This window comes from Pseudomonas khavaziana (assembly GCF_036704165.1).
Taxonomy (GTDB): domain Bacteria; phylum Pseudomonadota; class Gammaproteobacteria; order Pseudomonadales; family Pseudomonadaceae; genus Aquipseudomonas; species Aquipseudomonas khavaziana.
The window spans coordinates 6,197,047-6,214,325 of record NZ_CP129946.1; the positions used below are offsets into that span (position 1 = coordinate 6,197,047).

Below are 17,279 nucleotides of genomic sequence, written 5' to 3' on the forward strand. Positions count from 1 at the left end.
ATCGGCGCCAGACGCTAGAGGGTTTTGGCAGAAGCCGGGTTGATCATGCGGGTCAGCCCCAGGTTCTTCAGCGCCAATTGCAACGAGCTGTGGATAACTTGCGGGTTGTCGATGGTCATCAACTGGGCGAGCAGATCCTTGGCCATGCCCAGTTCAACCTGGCGCAGCATCCACTTCACTTTCGGCAAGTTGGTGGCGTTCATCGACAGGCTGTCAAAGCCCATCGCCATCAATAGCACCGCCGCCGCCGGGTCGCCAGCCATTTCGCCGCAGATGCTCACCGGCTTGCCCTCGGCATGGGCATCGCGCACCACGTGTTGCAGGGCTTGCAGCACGGCCGGGTGCAGGTAGTCGTAGAGGTCGGCCACCCGTGGGTTGTTACGGTCCACGGCCAGCAGGTACTGGGTCAGGTCGTTGGAGCCTACCGAGAGGAAGTCCACCTGCCGCGCCAGTTCCTTGGCCTGGTACACCGCCGCAGGGATTTCGATCATCACGCCAATCGGCGGCATCGGCACGTCGGCACCTTCATCGCGCACTTCGCCCCAGGCCCGGTGGATCAGGTGCAGGGCCTCTTCCAGCTCATGGGTGCCGGAGATCATCGGCAGCAGGATACGCAGGTTGTTCAAACCCTCGCTGGCTTTGAGCATGGCGCGGGTCTGGACGAGGAAAATTTCAGGATGGTCGAGGGTGACGCGAATGCCACGCCAGCCAAGGAAGGGGTTGTCTTCCTTGATCGGGAAATAGGACAGTGACTTGTCGCCGCCAATGTCCAGGCTGCGCATCGTCACCGGCAGCGGGTGGAAGGCCTGCAATTGCTCGCGATAAATCGCCAGCTGCTCCTTCTCACTCGGAAAACGCTGGTTGATCATGAACGGCACTTCGGTGCGATACAGCCCCACCCCTTCGGCGCCACGTTGCTGGGCACGTGCTACATCCGCCAGCAGGCCGGTGTTGACCAGCAGCGGTACACGGTGGCCGTCGAGGGTGACGCACGGCAACTCGCGCAACGAGTCGAGGCCCTGTGCCAGTTGCTTCTCTTCTTCCACCACTTCGGCGTATTGCTTGCGCAGCACATCGCTGGGGTTGGTAAACACCTCACCGCGATGCCCGTCGACGATCATGTCGATGCCGTCGACCTTGGAATACGGCAGGTCCACCAGACCCATCACCGTCGGGATCCCCATGGCCCGAGCCAGGATCGCGACGTGGGAGTTACCCGAGCCCAGTACCGAGACCAGGCCCACCAGCTTGCCCTCAGGCACTTCACCGAGCTGGGTGGCCGTCAATTCTTCACTGACCAGAATGGTGTTGTCGGGGAAGACCATGTTGGTGCTGCGATCTTCCTGCAGGTACGCCAGCAGACGGCGGCCGAGGTCGCGCACATCCGAGGCCCGCTCGCGCAGGTAGGCGTCGTCCATCATTTCGAAGCGGTTGACGTGATCGGTGACCACCTGGCGCAACGCGCCCTGCGCCCACTGGCCGGTCTTGATCACGGTCTTGACTTCGTTACCCAGGGACGCGTCGTCGAGCATCATCTGGTACACGTCGAACAGCGCACGCTCTTCGGGGCGCAGCTGGGTGGCCAGCTTGTTCGACAGGTTGCGCATGTCGGCGCGCACGCCTTCGAGGGCGGTCTTGAACAGTTTGATTTCAGCGTCGATGTCGTGGACGGTCTTGTCCGGCACCACATCGAGGTCGGCCGGCGGCAGCATGACCACCGCCGTACCCACTGCAGCACCCGGGGAACCGGGGACGCCGACGAACTTGGCTTCCTGGATGCCCTTGCCCTGGCGCCCCAGGCCGCGAATCGAACCGGTTGCCTCGGCGTGGGCGATAACCCCGGCGAGCTGCGCGCTCATGGTCACGAGGAAAGCTTCTTCACCTTCGTCGAACTGGCGGCGTTCTTTTTGCTGGATGACCAACACGCCGACGACGCGGCGGTGGTGGATGATCGGCGCGCCGAGGAACGAGGCGTAGCGCTCTTCACCGGTTTCGGCAAAGTAGCGATAACGCGGGTGGTCGGCCGCATGTTCGAGGTTCAGGGGTTCTTCACGCGTCCCCACCAGGCCCACCAGACCTTCATTGGGCGCCATGCTGACCTTGCCGATGGAGCGCTTGTTCAAGCCCTCCGTGGCCATCAGCACAAAACGGTTGGTCTCGGGGTCCAGCAGGTAAACCGAGCAGACCTGGCTGCCCATGGCTTCCTTGACGCGCAACACAATAATCCCCAACGCCGCCTTGAGATCCTTGGCGGAGTTAACTTCCTGGACGATCTTGCGCAGCGTATTGAGCATGGCTCGGGGTCGAACTCCGTCGTCAGTCGCGCGCTAAAAGGCGCGGGGCAAGCTCTTTGAGAGCGCGACGATAAACCTCGCGCTTGAATGTCACCACCTGGCCCAACGGGTACCAATAGCTGACCCAGCGCCAGCCATCGAACTCCGGTTTACCGGTCAAATCCATCCGCACCCGCTGTTCATTGGAGATCAGGCGCAAAAGAAACCATTTCTGCTTCTGGCCGATGCACAGCGGTTGGCTGTGGGTACGCACCAGGCGTTGCGGCAAACGATAACGCAACCAGCCACGGGTACAGGCCAGAATCTGCACATCTTCACGCTCAAGGCCGACTTCTTCGTTCAACTCACGGTACAAGGCGTCTTCAGGGGTTTCGTCGGGGTTGATTCCACCTTGAGGAAACTGCCAGGCATCTTGGTTGATTCGGCGAGCCCATAGCACCTGTCCGGCATCATTCGTAAGAATAATCCCGACATTAGGACGGAAACCATCGGGGTCGATCACGGCAACAACCTCGCAAACGCATGTCGTCGCATTGTTCCACAAAGGTTGTTCCAGCGGCAACGAGGCTTCTTACCTTATGTGCACTCTTGTGAAAAGACCGTATTCTGGACACCTTTTTACAGACTTTTCAGCGAGTAATTGCAATGCGCCTGGCTTTATTCGACTTGGACAACACGCTCCTGGGTGGTGACAGCGATCACGCCTGGGGCGATTACCTGTGTGAGCGCGGGTTTCTCGACCCGATCGCCTACAAGGCACGCAACGATGCGTTCTACCAGGACTACCTGGCCGGCACGCTGGATAATGCTGCCTACCTCAACTTCTGCCTGGAAATCCTCGGCCGCACCGAAATGGCCCAGTTGGACGAGTGGCACAACGACTATATGCGCGACTGCATCGAGCCGATCATGCTGCCCAAGGCGGTGGAGTTGCTGGCCAAGCACCGCGCCGCGGGCGACAAGCTGGTGATCATCACCGCCACCAACCGTTTCGTCACTGCGCCAATTGCCGCACGGCTGGGCGTCGAGACCCTGATCGCCACCGAGTGCGAAATGCTGGACGGCCGCTACACCGGGCGCAGCACCGATGTGCCGTGCTTTCGCGAAGGCAAGGTGACGCGCTTGAATCGCTGGCTGGAAGAAACCGGGCATAACCTGGAGGACAGCTACTTCTATAGCGACTCGATGAATGACTTGCCATTGCTGGAGCAGGTGACGCATCCGGTGGCAGTGGATCCGGATCCGAATTTGCGCGCTGAAGCCCAGAAGCGCGGCTGGCCGGTGATTACGCTGCGTAGCTGATGGCCCTATCGGGGGCAAGCCCCCTCCCACATTTGCCCGCGTACATCCCTTGGAATGCGGTCTAGTGTGGGAGGGGCTTGCCCCCGATGCAGCCGACGCGGCCTACAGCCCTAAACCGGCTTGGCGCCCATGAGCCCGGCAATCGCCACAAACCCCACCAGGCTGACTACCGCCAGCACCAGGGTAAAATTCAGGCTACCGCCCTCGCCTTTGCGCAGGCGATTAAGCCGCGCCACCAGCCAGAACCACGCCAGCGCCGCCACGGTGTAGAGGATGCTGGAACCCAGGATCCAGGTTTGCCCCAATGGCCAGCCGAGCAGGTGCACCAGCCACCAGCCGGTGAACGGCATGCTGACCAGGCAAATGCCCATGAGCAACCAGACAAACGCCCACGGGCGTTGCACAGTCACCGCCGGGCCAGCGCTGCGTTTACGCCAGGCCAATACGGCCAGGCCGAGGCCACTGAGCAGCAGCAACACGGTGGCGGTGATGTGGATAACCTTGAGGGTGGTCAGCGTTTCCATGGTCTCGATTCCTTTAAAGGCCGCTCAGTCAGCGTAGTCGCTCACCCGAGGAACAACTGGTAGGCCGGGTTTTCGCTTTCATCCCAGTACGGATAACCGATTTCAGCCAGGGCCGCCGGCACCAGGTGGCGCTCATCCGCCGGCACCTGCAGCCCGGCAACTACACGGCCGTCGGCCGCGCCGTGGTTGCGGTAATGGAACATCGAGATGTTCCAGCGCCCGCCCAACTTGTTAAGAAAGTTGAACAATGCCCCCGGCCGCTCCGGGAATTCGAAGCGAAACACCAGCTCATCGCTGACTTTCGCCGCGTGCCCGCCAACCATATGGCGAATGTGCAACTTGGCCAGTTCGTTTTCGGTCAGGTCCAGCACCGGAAATCCCTGGCTGGTCAGGCTGGCGATCAGCGCACTGCGTGGATCGTTTTCCGGATGGGTCTGCACGCCGACGAAGATGTGCGCCTCGCTGCCGGTGTGGTAGCGGTAGTTGAATTCGGTAATCTGGCGCTTGCCCACGGCCTCGCAGAACGCCTTGAAGCTGCCCGGCTGCTCGGGGATGGTCACGGCGATAATCGCTTCGCGGCCCTCGCCCAGCTCCGCACGCTCGGCCACATGGCGCAGGCGGTCGAAGTTGACGTTGGCGCCAGAGTCGATGGCAACAAAGGTCTGGCCGCTGACGCCACGGGTCTCGACGTACTTTTTGATCCCGGCCACGCCCAACGCGCCTGCCGGCTCAGTGATAGAGCGAGTGTCGTCGTAGATATCCTTGATCGCCGCGCAGATTTCATCGGTGCTGACGGTGATCACTTCATCGACATAGTCCTTGCAGATGTCGAAGGTGTACTGGCCGATCTGCGCCACCGCGACGCCATCGGCGAAGATCCCGACGGTGGGCAACACCACGCGCTCGCCGGCAGCCATGGCGGCTTGCAGGCAGTTGGAGTCGTCCGGCTCGACGCCGATGATCTTGATTTCCGGGCGCAGGTACTTCACGTACGCGGCGATGCCGGCAATCAGCCCGCCGCCGCCCACCGGTACGAAAATCGCGTCCAGCGGCCCCGGGTGCTGGCGCAGGATTTCCATCGCCACGGTGCCCTGCCCGGCAATGGTGTGCGGATCATCGTAGGGGTGAATGTAGACGTAGCCCTTTTCATCGACCAGCTTGAGCGAATAGGCCAGCGCTTCCGGGAAGGAATCGCCGTGCAACACCACTTTGCCGCCACGGGAGCGCACGCCTTCGACCTTGATCTCCGGGGTGGTCTTGGGCATCACGATGGTGGCCTTGACGCCCAGCACCTTGGCCGCCAGGGCCAGGCCCTGGGCATGGTTGCCCGCCGAAGCCGTGACAACGCCGCGGGCACGTTCTTCACTGCTCAATTGGGTCAGCTTGTTATAAGCGCCGCGAATCTTGAACGAGAACACCGGCTGCAAGTCTTCGCGCTTGAGCCAAATCTTGTTTCCCAGCCGCTCGGAGAGCTGGCGGGCAGTCTGCAAGGGGGTTTCCACGGCAATGTCATAAACGCGCGTGGTGAGGATCTTTTTGACGTAGTGTTCAAGCATCGGCAGGCATCTACTTCACGGGTTGGGCAGGACCGGTGAGTCTAACCCGGCTTTTGGCCGGGCGACCACACGAATCCCGAGGTTTTGTTGGGTTATACTCGCCGCCCTCGATAATTCCCCGCCGTTCCGGAGCCCGCATGACCCAGGATCAACTCAAACAGGCAGTGGCCCAGGCCGCCGTCGATTTAATCCTTCCTAAACTCGACGACAAGAGCATCGTCGGTGTCGGCACCGGTTCCACCGCCAACTGCTTTATCGACGCACTGGCCCAGCACAAGGGCGCGTTCGATGGCGCAGTCGCCAGCTCCGAAGCCACCGCCGCCCGCCTCAAAGGCCATGGCATTCCGGTGTACGAGCTCAACACCGTGAGCGACCTGGAGTTCTACGTCGATGGCGCCGATGAAAGCGACGAACACCTGAACCTGATCAAGGGCGGCGGCGCAGCCCTGACCCGCGAGAAAATCGTCGCGGCTGTGGCCAAGACCTTCATCTGCATCGCCGACGCCAGCAAGCTGGTGCCGGTGCTCGGCGCATTCCCGCTGCCGGTGGAAGTCATCCCCATGGCCCGCAGCCACGTGGCCCGCGAGCTGGTGAAACTGGGCGGCGACCCGGTGTACCGCGAAGGGGTGTTGACCGACAACGGCAACATCATCATCGATGTGTTCAATATGCAGATCACCAACCCCGTGGAGCTGGAGACGCAGATCAACGCTATCGTGGGCGTGGTCACCAACGGCCTGTTCGCAGCGCGCCCGGCGGATGTGTTGCTGCTGGGCACCCCGGAAGGCGTGAAAACCCTCAAGGCTTAAGAACTGTGGGAGGGGGCTTGCTCCCGATGGCAGTGTGTCAGGCAGCTAATCTGTAGCCGACACTCCGCTATCGGGAGCAAGCCCCTCCCACATTTGAGAGCCCTCGCTGTAACAAAAACGCTACCTTTCGCAGCACTCCCCTCCAAAACCGTGCGCTCGGTCACGGCACGCCAAGTCCCGCCTGGTATCCAATCGGATACAAATTACAGCCACGCGACCCACGCGTTTAACAATGCGCCAATTTGCAGCCGCCCACGGAATGAGGCGCGCATTGTGCAAAGGGTCTGGGCTTTGAACATTCCCATCACCTCAAGGAAGACCTTGTGATAAAGCCCCTAGCCCTCGCCATCAGCGTTGCCGGTGCCCTGCTGTCCGCGCAAGCCCAAGCCTACGATTACGGCCAGCACGCCAACACCACCCTGGAAAAACTGATCAATGACTACCCCGGTCGTTATCGCGGTACGGCCAATTTCGCCGGCGCTGCGGATTGGATGCAGAGCCAGATGGGCACGGCCTACTCCATCAGCCGCCAGGACTTCACTTGGAACAACGGCAGCCGCGCTTCGCAAAACGTGGTGGCCTACGCCGCCGGCACCAAGGCGCAGTACGTGGTGATTGGCGCACATTTCGACACCTATTTTGGCCGCCCGACCCTGCAAGGCCTGGACGACAATGGTTCCGGTGCCAGCGTATTGACCGAGGTCGCCAGGAACCTCGGCGGCCTGCAATTGGAAAATGGCCTGCAAATAGTCGGCTTCGGCGCCGAAGAAGAGGGCTTACGCGGCTCCCGCGCCTTTGTCGACTCGATCAGCGCCAGCCAGCGCGCCAATATGCTGGCGATGATCAACCTCGACAGCTTGATCACCGGCGACATGATGTACGCTCACGCCGGTCAGAACAGCGCCGCCAACCCGGCCTTGGCGTCATTGCGTGAGCATACGTTCCAGATCGCCAAGGAGTTGAACATCCCGCTGTTCACCAATCCCGGCCTGGACCCGCAATACCCCCAGGGCACTGGCTGTTGCAGCGATGGCGAGGCATTTGAACCGCTGAACATCCCGATCCTTTATGTCGAGGCCACCAACTGGGAACTGGGCGATCTGGACGGCTACACCCAGACCGACAACCCGAAAATCCCCGGAGGCTCGACCTGGCACGACCCGAACGAAGACAACAAGGCCGTGCTCACCGATGCCTTCGGCCAGGCGCGCATCGACCAGCGCCTGCGTGACTATTCACGCCTGCTCAGCCGCCTGGTGCTGGAGTTGACCAACGCCGACCTGATGGCCTCAACGGCGTCTGGCGGTGCAGTCGCACGCAATATGCAAGACCACCTGCAGCGTCAGCATCAGGCCATGGTGCGCCTGCATGATCGCCGCTGGCTGACCCTGCAGGCCGCCAGCCGTGAGGTCGGCAGCTTTGATGGCGAAATCGGCGTGGATGGCGAATACAACCCGGACAGTGGCTTCGACAGCGCCCCCAACTCCGAAGCCCGGCGCCTGGGCCTGCATGCCTTCGGCGACTATCAACTGACCTCGAACCTGAATATCGGCGCCAGCCTGAGCTACCTCAATGGCCGCGACAAACTCGAGCATCGCGGCAAACTGGATAGTGACACCTGGCAGGCAGCCGTCTATGCGCTGCTCAACGATGGCGGACCAAGCTGGCTGGCCGGCGACCTGAGCGTCGGCCGCACGCGCTTCGAATCCAAGCGCAACCTGGTGATCCAGGCCAATGGCGGGCCGATCCTGCTCGATCAGCAACTGAGCGGCGAGACCAACGCTCTGGCATTGGGCGCACGGGTCCTGGGCGGCTATGACTTTGACTTCGGTGCCTTAAAGAGCGGGCCGTTCGCCGGCCTGGACTACAGCCATTACCGCATCGACAAATTCCACGAAAAACAGAACCTGCGCACCGCCCTGGAGTACGAAGAACAATCTTTCGACTCCCTGGAAGCCAGCCTCGGCTGGCGCGTGCGTGGCGCGGTCGCCCTGCCCTATGGCTTGAGTCTGCTGCCGTATGGCGACATCGCCTGGGTCAAGGAGTTGGCCGACGGTCGCCTCGACGACCTGCAACTGAGCGCTCGCGCCGATGGCCAGGCGCGCACCGCCAGGCTCGGTTCAGTGGACAAGAGCTTCGGCCGGGCGCAAATCGGCAGCCAATTGGCGATCACTCCGGAATTGGGCGTGTATGCCGAGGTCAATAGCCGCCTGGGGCATGCCGAAGGCAGCCAGACCGGCTATTCACTGGGCGTGCAATGGATGTTCTGATCAGGGTTTCTTGAACACGTAGAACAGGTTTGGCTCGCTGACCATGTACAAGGTGCCGTCGTCGTCCATGGCGATCCCTTCGGCCTGGGGCACGCGCTTGCTCAGGCCATGGCGCCCTTTAAGCAGCGACAGACTGCTTAATGGGCGACCGTCGATATCCAGCTCCAACACCAGGAATGATTCATCCGACAGCGCCAGCAGATGCCCGCTGCGCTCGTCGTATTGCAGGCTCGACAGGTCGCGTACAAACAACCCGGCATCGCGCTTGGGGTTGTTGATCACGTGCACCGAGTAGGTTTTTTCCGGCTTGAAATGGGGAAATCCGTGGACCTCGTAGATCAGCATCGGGTCGCGCTCCTTGGCCACGAACAGGCGCTTGCCTACCGAGTCGTAGGCCAATCCTTCAAAACCCTTGTTGCCGCCAATGTGTACGCCGAGGGTCATTTGCTCGGCGTCGGCGGCATCGAGAAATTGCGTGTCATCGTCCACGTGCACCTTGATCAGCCGCTGCTGGCGCTCATCGCTGATGACGTAGATGTTGTCGCTGATAAATTCCACTGCCTCGGCATCGCCAAAGCCCACCAGGGGAATGCGCCGCAGGATCTTGCCGTCCAGGGACAGCTCCACCAGCTCGGCGTTTTTATTGGTGACGGTAAACAGGCTTTTGCGCACCGGGTCGTAGGTCAGGGCTGAGACGTCGTCGTCGAGCCCTTCGATCACCTGGCCTTCGACGATGACGCGATAGTCCGCCAGGCCAATCGCGCGCTCATCGGCGGGCTGGCGCCACACCTGCCAGTTGAACCAGGCACGCTCGAACAGGCGGAACTGCTGCGCCACGACCCCGGCGGCGACCAGGGCAAGCAACAGCAGGATGAAGAAAGCAGGTTTGGGACGGGCAAGTCGACGCATTGGGCAAGCTCAGAAGAAAAACTGGCGAATAGATATCAAGGTCGCCTGAATTTAAACTTAAACGCACCGGACTGTCTGGCGAATGCCGCTTATAAAGAAAAGTCTGACGTAATTCGTCAGTTATTTCTGCTTTTCAAAACGATAGAACAGGTTTGGCTCACTGACCATGTACAGGTTGCCGCTCTCGTCCATGGTCACCCCTTCGGCGCGTGGGATGGTGTCTTTCAGGCCATTGAAGCCACCGAGCAAGGTCATGAAGCTGACTTGCTCGCCCTTCTCGTCCAATTCCAGCAACAGATGAGAGTCGGCTGACAGCGCCAATAAGTGCCCTGTACGGGGATCGATCTCCAGCGCCGAGAGGTTGCGCATGTCCAGTTCGCTACTGGCCAGCTTGGCCTTGCTGCCAGCCAGGCGCTGGCTGCCATCGCTTTTCCAGGTGAACAGCGCCGGCGGGCGCTCTTCGCCCAGTATGAGCTGCTGGTTGCGCTTATCCCACGTAACGGCTTCAAAGGCTTTGTTCTGGTCAGCGGACGGGCCAAGGTCATAACTGGGGAAGTCAGCCTTGTTCAACGCGGTGGTAGCGGCGTCGACCCTGACAATGGTCAGGCTGTGCTGACGCTCATCGACCACCGCCATCAGGCCGTTTTCCATCACCGTCAGGCCTTCCGGATTGTTCCAGCCATTGAGCGGCATCTTGCGCAGCACATCGCCTTGCAGGCTCAGTTCGACCAGGAACGGGTTCTTGCCCATGACGGAGAACAGGGTTTTGGTCTGGGGGTTGTAGGACAGGTCCGAAGCCTCATCCTTCTCCATACCGGGCAGCAACTTGGCGTCGATGACCGCGTGATAATCCGGGAGCCACACACTCTCCTGGCGTTCAGCCGGGCTCTCGAAGCGCTCCAGCACCCACAACACACCGCGATCGTCCCAATGCATGGCCCAGGCAACCCCATACAGAATGGCACCGGCCAAAAACACCCAGGAATACCAGCGCATGGACAAGCGGGAGCGAAGCGAAGGTTTCGAATTGGGCAGAGGCACGGCCATTGAGCGCTTTTCCGGAAAGTCAGCTGTAGGGGATAGCACAGGATTCAAAGGCCCGCGCGAGAAGTTCGGGATTATCCGGGTGGTGTGTGAAAAAAATGCAAAAGCCCATACTTGGGATATACACAAAACCAATGTGGGAGGGGGCTTGCTCCCGATTGCGGTGTATCAGTAACAGATATTTTGACTGACACTCCGCTATCGGGAGCAAGCCCCCTCCCACATTTTTCACCGCATTTCTTCAGGCAGTCAGCGAACGACGCTTTCGAAACGGTTCACACCCGCCAGCTCCAATACCAGTTCATCGCCCACATTCAGCGGCCCGACGCCAGCCGGGGTGCCGGTCAGGATCACGTCACCCGCCTGCAGGGAGAAGCACCCAGCCATATGCTGGATCATCGGAACGATAGGGTTGAGCATCTGCGCGCTGTTGCCGTCCTGGCGTACTTCGCCGTTGATGCTCAGGCGAATGCCGATATCGGTCATATCCTCAAAGGTACTGCTGACCACGAAAGGTGCAATCACCGCCGCGCCATCAAAGGACTTGGCGATTTCCCACGGCAGGCCCTTGGCTTTGAGCTCAGCCTGCTTGTCGCGCAAGGTCAGGTCCAGGGCCGGGGCGAAGCCGGAGATGGCGTCCAGTACTTCTTCACGGCTCGGTTTGGTCGACAGGGGTTTGCCAATCAATACAGCAATTTCCGCTTCGTAGTGCACCGAACCGCGCTCGGTTGGAATGCTGAAACCGCCTTCCAGCGGCACCACGCAACTGCCCGGCTTGATGAACAGCAGGGGCTCGGTCGGCACCGGGTTGTCCAGTTCCTTGGCGTGTTCGGCGTAATTGCGCCCAATGCAGACCACTTTACCCACAGGGAAGTGGATATTGGTGCCGTCGACATACTTGTGCTGGTAGCTCATGGAACGACTCCTCAGGTGCGGTTAAACAGCGAAGATCTTGCCGGGGTTCATGATCCCGTTCGGATCGAACACGGCTTTCACTGCCTTCATGTACTCGATTTCAACCGGCGAGCGGCTGTAGGTCAGGTAATCGCGCTTGGTCATGCCCACCCCGTGTTCGGCGGAGATCGAACCGTTGTACTTCTCGACGGTTTCGAACACCCATTTGTTCACGGTGGCGCACTTGGCGAAGAACTCATCCTTGCTCAGGTTTTCCGGCTTGAGGATGTTCAAGTGCAGGTTGCCATCGCCAATATGGCCGAACCAGACGATTTCGAAGTCCGGGTAGTGTTCACCGACTATCGCGTCAATTTCACTCAGGAACGCCGGGACTTTGGAGACCGTGACCGAGATGTCGTTCTTGTACGGCGTCCAGTGGGAAATGGTCTCGGAAATGTACTCGCGCAGCTTCCACAGGTTGTGCAGTTGGGTTTCGCTCTGGCTCATCACGCCGTCCAGTACCCAGCCCTGCTCGACGCAATGCTCAAAGGTTTCCAGGGCGTGGTTGGCGACTTCTTCGGTGGTGGCTTCAAATTCCAGCAGCGCGTAGAACGGGCACTCGGTTTCGAACGGCGCCGGCACATCGCCACGGCCGAGGACTTTAGCCAGGGCCTTGTCGGAAAAGAACTCGAAGGCCGTCAGGTCCAGCTTGCTCTGGAACGCATGCAGCACCGGCATGATCGAGTCGAAGTCGGTGGTGCCGAGCACCATGGCGGTGAGGTTTTTCGGTGCACGATCCAGGCGCATGGTGGCCTCGACCACAAAGCCCAGGGTGCCTTCGGCGCCGATGAACAGCTGGCGCATGTCGTAGCCGGTGGCGTTCTTGATCAGGTCGCGGTTCAGCTCCAGCACATCGCCCTTGCCAGTGACCACCTTCATGCCGGCCACCCAGTTGCGGGTCATGCCGTAGCGAATCACCTTGATCCCGCCGGCATTGGTGCCGATATTGCCGCCAATCTGGCTGGAACCGGACGAGGCGAAGTCCACCGGGTAGTACAGGCCGTTTTCTTCGGCGACGTTCTGCAGTTGCTTGGTGACCACCCCCGGTTGGCACACCGCAGTGCGGTCGGTGAGGTTCACATTGAGGATCTGGTTCATGTAGTCGAACGACACCACCACTTCGCCATTGGCCGCCACCGCCGCTGCCGACAGGCCGGTACGCCCGCCGGACGGCACCAGCGCTACCTTGTGCGTATTGGCCCAACGCACGATGGCCTGCACCTGCTCGGTGGTCTTGGGGAACACGATGGCGCTGGGCGCGGGTGCGAAGTGCTTGGTCCAATCCTTGCCGTAAGCCTCCAGGGAGTCTGCATCGGTCAGCACTTTGCCGGGCTCAACCAGGGTCTTTAGCTCATCAATCAGGGCAGGATGGGTCATCGACAGAACTCTCGAACAATTCATGGTCATCCTGAGAACGCTTCACGTCGCAGGAATAGGTGTTTAGCGGGGTGCGTATGCTAGCATACCGCCCCCGCAGGACAGACCCAAAGGGCGTTTCTGCGGTGACGGCTTTCCTGCCGTCCGGGTCAGCTTAAGCGATCCGACTCCCTGCCAATTTTCTCCGGGATACAGGTTTACGCAGATGAGCAAGACTTCTCTCGATAAGAGCAAGATCAAGTTCCTTCTTCTGGAAGGCGTCCACCCATCGGCTGTCGACGTTCTGAAAGCCGCCGGGTACACCAGCATTGAGTACATCACCAGTTCTCTGCCGGAAGCCCAGCTCAAGGAAAAGATCGCCGACGCGCACTTTATCGGCATTCGCTCCCGCACTCAGCTGACCGAAGAGATCTTCGACCACGCCAAGAAACTCGTGGCTGTCGGCTGTTTCTGCATCGGCACCAACCAGGTTGACCTCAACGCAGCGCGCGAGCGCGGCATCGCGGTGTTCAACGCACCGTACTCCAACACCCGTTCCGTGGCGGAGCTGGTGTTGGCCGAGGCTATCCTGTTGCTGCGCGGTATCCCCGAGAAGAACGCTTCCTGCCACCGTGGCGGCTGGATCAAGAGCGCGGCCAACTCCTTCGAAATCCGCGGCAAGAAGCTGGGGATCGTCGGTTACGGCTCGATCGGCACGCAACTGTCGGTCCTGGCCGAAGGCTTGGGGATGCAGGTGTTCTTCTACGACACCCTCACCAAGCTGCCATTGGGCAACGCCACCCAGGTGTCGAGCCTGACCGAGCTGTTGGGCATGTCCGACATCGTCACCCTGCACGTCCCGGAAACCGCTGAGACCCAGTGGATGATCGGCGAGAAGGAAATCCGCGCGATCAAGAAAGGCGGCATCCTGATCAACGCTGCACGTGGCACCGTGGTCGAGCTGGACGCCCTGGCCGAGGCGATCAAGGACAAGCACCTGATCGGCGCCGCCATCGACGTGTTCCCGGTGGAGCCGCGCTCCAACGACGACATCTTCGAAAGCCCGCTGCGTGGCCTGGATAACGTGATCCTGACCCCGCACATCGGCGGCTCCACCGCTGAAGCCCAGGCCAACATCGGTCTGGAAGTCTCGGAAAAGCTGGTCAAGTACAGCGACAACGGTACCTCGGTATCGTCGGTCAACTTCCCTGAAGTGGCCCTGCCGGCTCACCCGGGCAAGCACCGCCTGCTGCACATCCACCAGAACATTCCGGGCGTGATGATGGAGATCAACAAGGTCTTCGCGGAAAACGGCATCAACATCTCCGGTCAGTTCCTGCAGACCAACGAGAAGGTCGGCTACGTGGTCATCGACGTCGACGCCGAGTACTCGGACCTGGCGCAAGAGAAATTGCAGCACATCAACGGCACTATCCGTAGCCGCGTGTTGTTCTAAAGCTTCAATCGCACCACGAAAAAGGGAGCCCCGAGGGGCTCCCTTTTTTGCATCTGAACAAATCTTACTTCACGTTAACCGTGATCACTTTAGAGGCTACAGTGGGGTTGAACTGCATGTGCAGTTTGTCGCCAGCCACCAGTTGCAAGGTGTGCTTGCCTGGGGTGAGGGTCACTTCAGTCTCGGTCTGGGCCTTGCCGTAGTGGATCACAGTGTCGGTGGCCGGGATCGGCAGCTTCGCATCCGGCAGTTCTTTCTGGTCGATCAGCAGATGGTGGTGGCCGGTGCCTGGCGCCTGATCGGTGGCTGGGGCCAGTTTCAGGCCTTCCATGCCGAATTTCACGGTGAAGGTTTTATCGACGGTGGCGCCATCTTTCGGCGAGACGATAAACACCTTGGCACCTTCCGGTGCAGCACTGCGCGGGATACCGTCGGCGGCTGTGGCCAACATCGAAGCACCCAGCAACAGGCTGGCCAGGGTGGCGCGGGATAAAAGGGCTTTCATTCGCTTCTCCAGTTTTTCGGTGAAATCTGTGGGGTTATGACAACTTCGCGACAAATTGCTGTCCAAGGCACTCGACACCATAGCAAAGCGATGCTGAACGGCGTCTCGCCCGTACGAATTCTTTAGGAGTGACCATGCGCTTTCCGCCTGGCCTGTTACTTTTGCTTCCCCTGCTGAGCCCCTTGGCTCACGCCGAATTGATCGACGACGTCAATGATCGCGGTGAACTGCGCATCGCCCTGGAAGCCAACACCGCGCCCTACAACTTCAAGGACGGCGACAAGCTCACCGGCTTTGAAGTGGAGCTGGGTGAGCAACTGGCCAAGGAAATGGACGTACGCCCGTCTTTTATCACCACCGACGACAACGACCTATTGCCAGGTGTGGAAACCGGCAAGTACGACGTGGCTATAAACCATATCGCTATGACTGCCGAACTCAAGGATCGGTTCGATTTCAGCACGGCTTATCGCGAGAAGCCGGACCTTGTGATCCCATTCCAGAAAGGTAACCCGGCGTTCAAGAGCAGTCTGGACCTGGCCCTGGAACGGGTGAAGGCGGATGGCAGATTGAAGGCGATGGCGCAGAAGTGGTTTGAAAGCAGTGCACCGATAGTCAAGACACAGTAGGTCAAATGTGGGAGGGGGCTTGCCCCCGATTTCAGTGTGTCAGGCAGCCAACCTGTAGCTGACACACTGCTACCGGGAGCAAGCCCCCTCCCACATTTTGTTCAAGGCAAGACGTCAGAATCCTTTGCCGGCTTAAAACGGCTCATTACCCCGCCGGCGAAACCAACCGGTCAAGGACAGGCGTTCGCGCGAGGCAGGCAGTACCTCGTGGGGCACCTCGCCCGACAAAAACACCACCAGGCAACCACCGGTCGGCACCACGTCGTATTCAACGCCGCCCTTGAGGTACATGCGCAACTGGCCGCCGTGTTCGGGTAACCAGGCGTCGTTCAAGTAGACCACCGCCGAGACCATGCGCCGGTCATCATCGCGAAAACGGTCCACATGCTTAAGGTAAAAGGCCCCAGGCGGGTACATCGCGAAGTGGCTTTCGAAATCTTCCAGGCCAAGGAACAGGCTGCGGTTCATCGCCAGGCGCAGGCTGTCCATCACCGCCATATAGGTATCGCAGACCGCCGCGTCACCTTCCTCCAGCCACTGGATATGGTCACCGCGAATGCCCTCGCGAATCTCCTGAGCCGGCCCGCGCCCCACCGCTGCCGGTGCCAGTTCACCTTCAGCCGCACGTTTATGGCACTCAGCAGCGAGTTCCAGGGTCAGAGCCTGGGGCAGGAAGCCATTCTGCTGCGACCAGCCTTTTTCGGCCAGGTCGTCGACGATGCGTTGCAGCAGCGGGTGATCGAGGGGTATTTGCATGGCGCGCATAGTATCCATACGCCTGTGAATCCGACAGAGCCGCTGAGCGTCTGAATACACTTTAGTCAGGTGACTGATAGGACTTCTCGACAAATCCTACGCCCGACACGGACAATAGTGGCCGACTGACAGGAGTCCATATGCGTCGTTTGTTATTTTCCGTGTTGATGCTCTGCGTTTTGCCCGCCTGGGCAGACGGCTACGACCAGTTATACAAGGTCGCCGGCTGGGCCGAACAACGTGCGCATTTCAATGACGCCCTCAGTGCCGCCCAGCAACGCTATCGCAATAGCCTGCCACCAGCGGTGTACCAGGCGCTGGTGGACAACAGCAATAAACGCTTTGGCGCCCAGGCCATGGACCAGCGTGCCGAGGCGCAACTGCGCAAGCACCTGCCAGACCCGCAACCGGCCCTGGCGTTTTTCCAATCGCCCCTGGGGCGCAAGATTGTCGCCGCCGAATTGCTGGCCACCCGACGCGACCAATTGGCGAAGAACGCCCAGGGCCTGCCGAAAATCCAGGCCGAAGCCACCCGCAACCTGATCATCGGCCACCTGGCCCAGGCACTGCCTGCTCGTGAAGCCGGGGCGGAAGTCAGCCTGGCGATTGCCGGCGTGGCGGCCGACAGCTTGAGCCAGATGATCCCCGGCCTGCTTGGCGGAGGCCAGGCCCAAGGCATGTTGAATGGACAGCGTGAGCGGCTGATGGCGCAGATTGATAAGGATCTGAACAATACGCTGCTGTATGTCTACCGAGATTTGTCCGACCCGGAGCTGGAGGAGTTCGCCACGTTTGCCGAGTCGCCCCAGGGTAAGGCGTATTACCAGGCCGCCCTGGCAGCCATTCGCGCAGGGCTGGCAGTCGGCCAAAGCACCTCAAGCCTGGCGCAGTAACAAAATGTGGGAGGGGGCTTGC

The 17,279-nt window shown here is 60.4% G+C and carries 17 protein-coding genes; 7 read left to right on the forward strand and 10 right to left on the reverse strand.

Annotated features, from left to right (window positions below):
* Window positions 1–14: 14 nt before the first annotated feature.
* Entirely contained in the window at window positions 15–2,294 is a 2,280-nt protein-coding gene (gene ptsP, locus QYQ93_RS27765) for a phosphoenolpyruvate--protein phosphotransferase (RefSeq protein ID WP_043047003.1), read from the reverse strand.
* A gap of 22 nt (window positions 2,295–2,316) precedes the next feature.
* Window positions 2,317–2,796, reverse strand: coding sequence for an RNA pyrophosphohydrolase (locus tag QYQ93_RS27770; protein WP_003176750.1), 480 nt, complete (start codon window positions 2,794–2,796; stop codon window positions 2,317–2,319).
* Between the two features lie 143 nt (window positions 2,797–2,939).
* Between QYQ93_RS27770 and QYQ93_RS27775 the strand changes: the two genes are divergently transcribed.
* Window positions 2,940–3,596: an HAD family hydrolase gene (locus tag QYQ93_RS27775; RefSeq protein ID WP_338475927.1), complete on the forward strand. Its 657-nt coding sequence runs from the start codon at window positions 2,940–2,942 to the stop codon at window positions 3,594–3,596.
* A 110-nt stretch (window positions 3,597–3,706) separates the two neighbouring features.
* Here QYQ93_RS27775 and QYQ93_RS27780 read toward each other — a convergent pair whose 3' ends face one another.
* A complete protein-coding gene (locus tag QYQ93_RS27780; RefSeq protein WP_043047001.1) occupies window positions 3,707–4,120 on the reverse strand; it encodes a DUF2269 family protein in 414 nt (137 codons plus the stop codon).
* Window positions 4,121–4,161: 41 nt separating this feature from the next.
* Window positions 4,162–5,676, reverse strand: a complete 1,515-nt coding sequence (ilvA, locus tag QYQ93_RS27785; protein ID WP_043047000.1) for a threonine ammonia-lyase, biosynthetic — start codon at window positions 5,674–5,676, stop codon at window positions 4,162–4,164.
* A 137-nt stretch (window positions 5,677–5,813) separates the two neighbouring features.
* On the opposite strand from ilvA, the gene rpiA reads away from it, so the two are divergent.
* The gene (gene rpiA, locus QYQ93_RS27790) at window positions 5,814–6,485 is read left to right on the forward strand and encodes a ribose-5-phosphate isomerase RpiA (protein WP_032878877.1); all 672 of its coding nucleotides are present in this window, start codon (window positions 5,814–5,816) and stop codon (window positions 6,483–6,485) included.
* A gap of 323 nt (window positions 6,486–6,808) precedes the next feature.
* Window positions 6,809–8,755, forward strand: coding sequence for an autotransporter domain-containing protein (locus QYQ93_RS27795; protein WP_338475928.1), 1,947 nt, complete (start codon window positions 6,809–6,811; stop codon window positions 8,753–8,755).
* Here QYQ93_RS27795 and QYQ93_RS27800 read toward each other — a convergent pair whose 3' ends face one another.
* Window positions 8,756–9,664, reverse strand: coding sequence for an SdiA-regulated domain-containing protein (locus tag QYQ93_RS27800; RefSeq protein WP_043046998.1), 909 nt, complete (start codon window positions 9,662–9,664; stop codon window positions 8,756–8,758).
* A 120-nt stretch (window positions 9,665–9,784) separates the two neighbouring features.
* A complete protein-coding gene (locus QYQ93_RS27805) occupies window positions 9,785–10,711 on the reverse strand; it encodes an SdiA-regulated domain-containing protein (RefSeq protein ID WP_338475929.1) in 927 nt (308 codons plus the stop codon).
* Between QYQ93_RS27805 and QYQ93_RS27810 the strand changes: the two genes are divergently transcribed.
* On the forward strand, window positions 10,659–10,883 hold the full coding sequence (locus QYQ93_RS27810; RefSeq protein ID WP_338477304.1) for a hypothetical protein: 225 nt from the start codon (window positions 10,659–10,661) through the stop codon (window positions 10,881–10,883). The two genes, QYQ93_RS27805 and QYQ93_RS27810, sit on opposite strands and share 53 nt — an antisense overlap.
* A gap of 74 nt (window positions 10,884–10,957) precedes the next feature.
* Here QYQ93_RS27810 and QYQ93_RS27815 read toward each other — a convergent pair whose 3' ends face one another.
* Both QYQ93_RS27815 and QYQ93_RS27820 read right to left on the reverse strand, forming a co-directional pair.
* Window positions 10,958–11,623 carry a fumarylacetoacetate hydrolase family protein gene (locus QYQ93_RS27815; protein ID WP_043046996.1) on the reverse strand — a complete coding sequence of 222 codons (666 nt, stop codon included), beginning with the start codon at window positions 11,621–11,623 and terminating at the stop codon, window positions 10,958–10,960.
* 21 nt (window positions 11,624–11,644) lie between these two features.
* A complete protein-coding gene (locus QYQ93_RS27820; RefSeq protein WP_043046995.1) occupies window positions 11,645–13,039 on the reverse strand; it encodes an FAD-binding oxidoreductase in 1,395 nt (464 codons plus the stop codon).
* A gap of 205 nt (window positions 13,040–13,244) precedes the next feature.
* Here QYQ93_RS27820 and serA point away from each other — a divergent pair, with 205 nt between their 5' ends.
* On the forward strand, window positions 13,245–14,474 hold the full coding sequence (gene serA / locus QYQ93_RS27825; RefSeq protein ID WP_034116292.1) for a phosphoglycerate dehydrogenase: 1,230 nt from the start codon (window positions 13,245–13,247) through the stop codon (window positions 14,472–14,474).
* 64 nt (window positions 14,475–14,538) lie between these two features.
* On the opposite strand, the gene QYQ93_RS27830 is transcribed toward serA, so the two are convergent.
* Window positions 14,539–14,979 carry a DUF4399 domain-containing protein gene (locus QYQ93_RS27830; RefSeq protein WP_043046994.1) on the reverse strand — a complete coding sequence of 147 codons (441 nt, stop codon included), beginning with the start codon at window positions 14,977–14,979 and terminating at the stop codon, window positions 14,539–14,541.
* Window positions 14,980–15,113: 134 nt separating this feature from the next.
* On the opposite strand from QYQ93_RS27830, the gene QYQ93_RS27835 reads away from it, so the two are divergent.
* Window positions 15,114–15,608, forward strand: coding sequence for a transporter substrate-binding domain-containing protein (locus QYQ93_RS27835; protein ID WP_338475931.1), 495 nt, complete (start codon window positions 15,114–15,116; stop codon window positions 15,606–15,608).
* A 132-nt stretch (window positions 15,609–15,740) separates the two neighbouring features.
* Here the strand turns inward: QYQ93_RS27835 and QYQ93_RS27840 are convergent, their stop codons facing one another.
* The gene (locus QYQ93_RS27840) at window positions 15,741–16,373 is read right to left on the reverse strand and encodes a 2OG-Fe(II) oxygenase (RefSeq protein WP_338477297.1); all 633 of its coding nucleotides are present in this window, start codon (window positions 16,371–16,373) and stop codon (window positions 15,741–15,743) included.
* Window positions 16,374–16,504: 131 nt separating this feature from the next.
* On the opposite strand from QYQ93_RS27840, the gene QYQ93_RS27845 reads away from it, so the two are divergent.
* Window positions 16,505–17,257: a DUF2059 domain-containing protein gene (locus QYQ93_RS27845; protein WP_338475932.1), complete on the forward strand. Its 753-nt coding sequence runs from the start codon at window positions 16,505–16,507 to the stop codon at window positions 17,255–17,257.
* Window positions 17,258–17,279 lie beyond the last annotated feature (22 nt).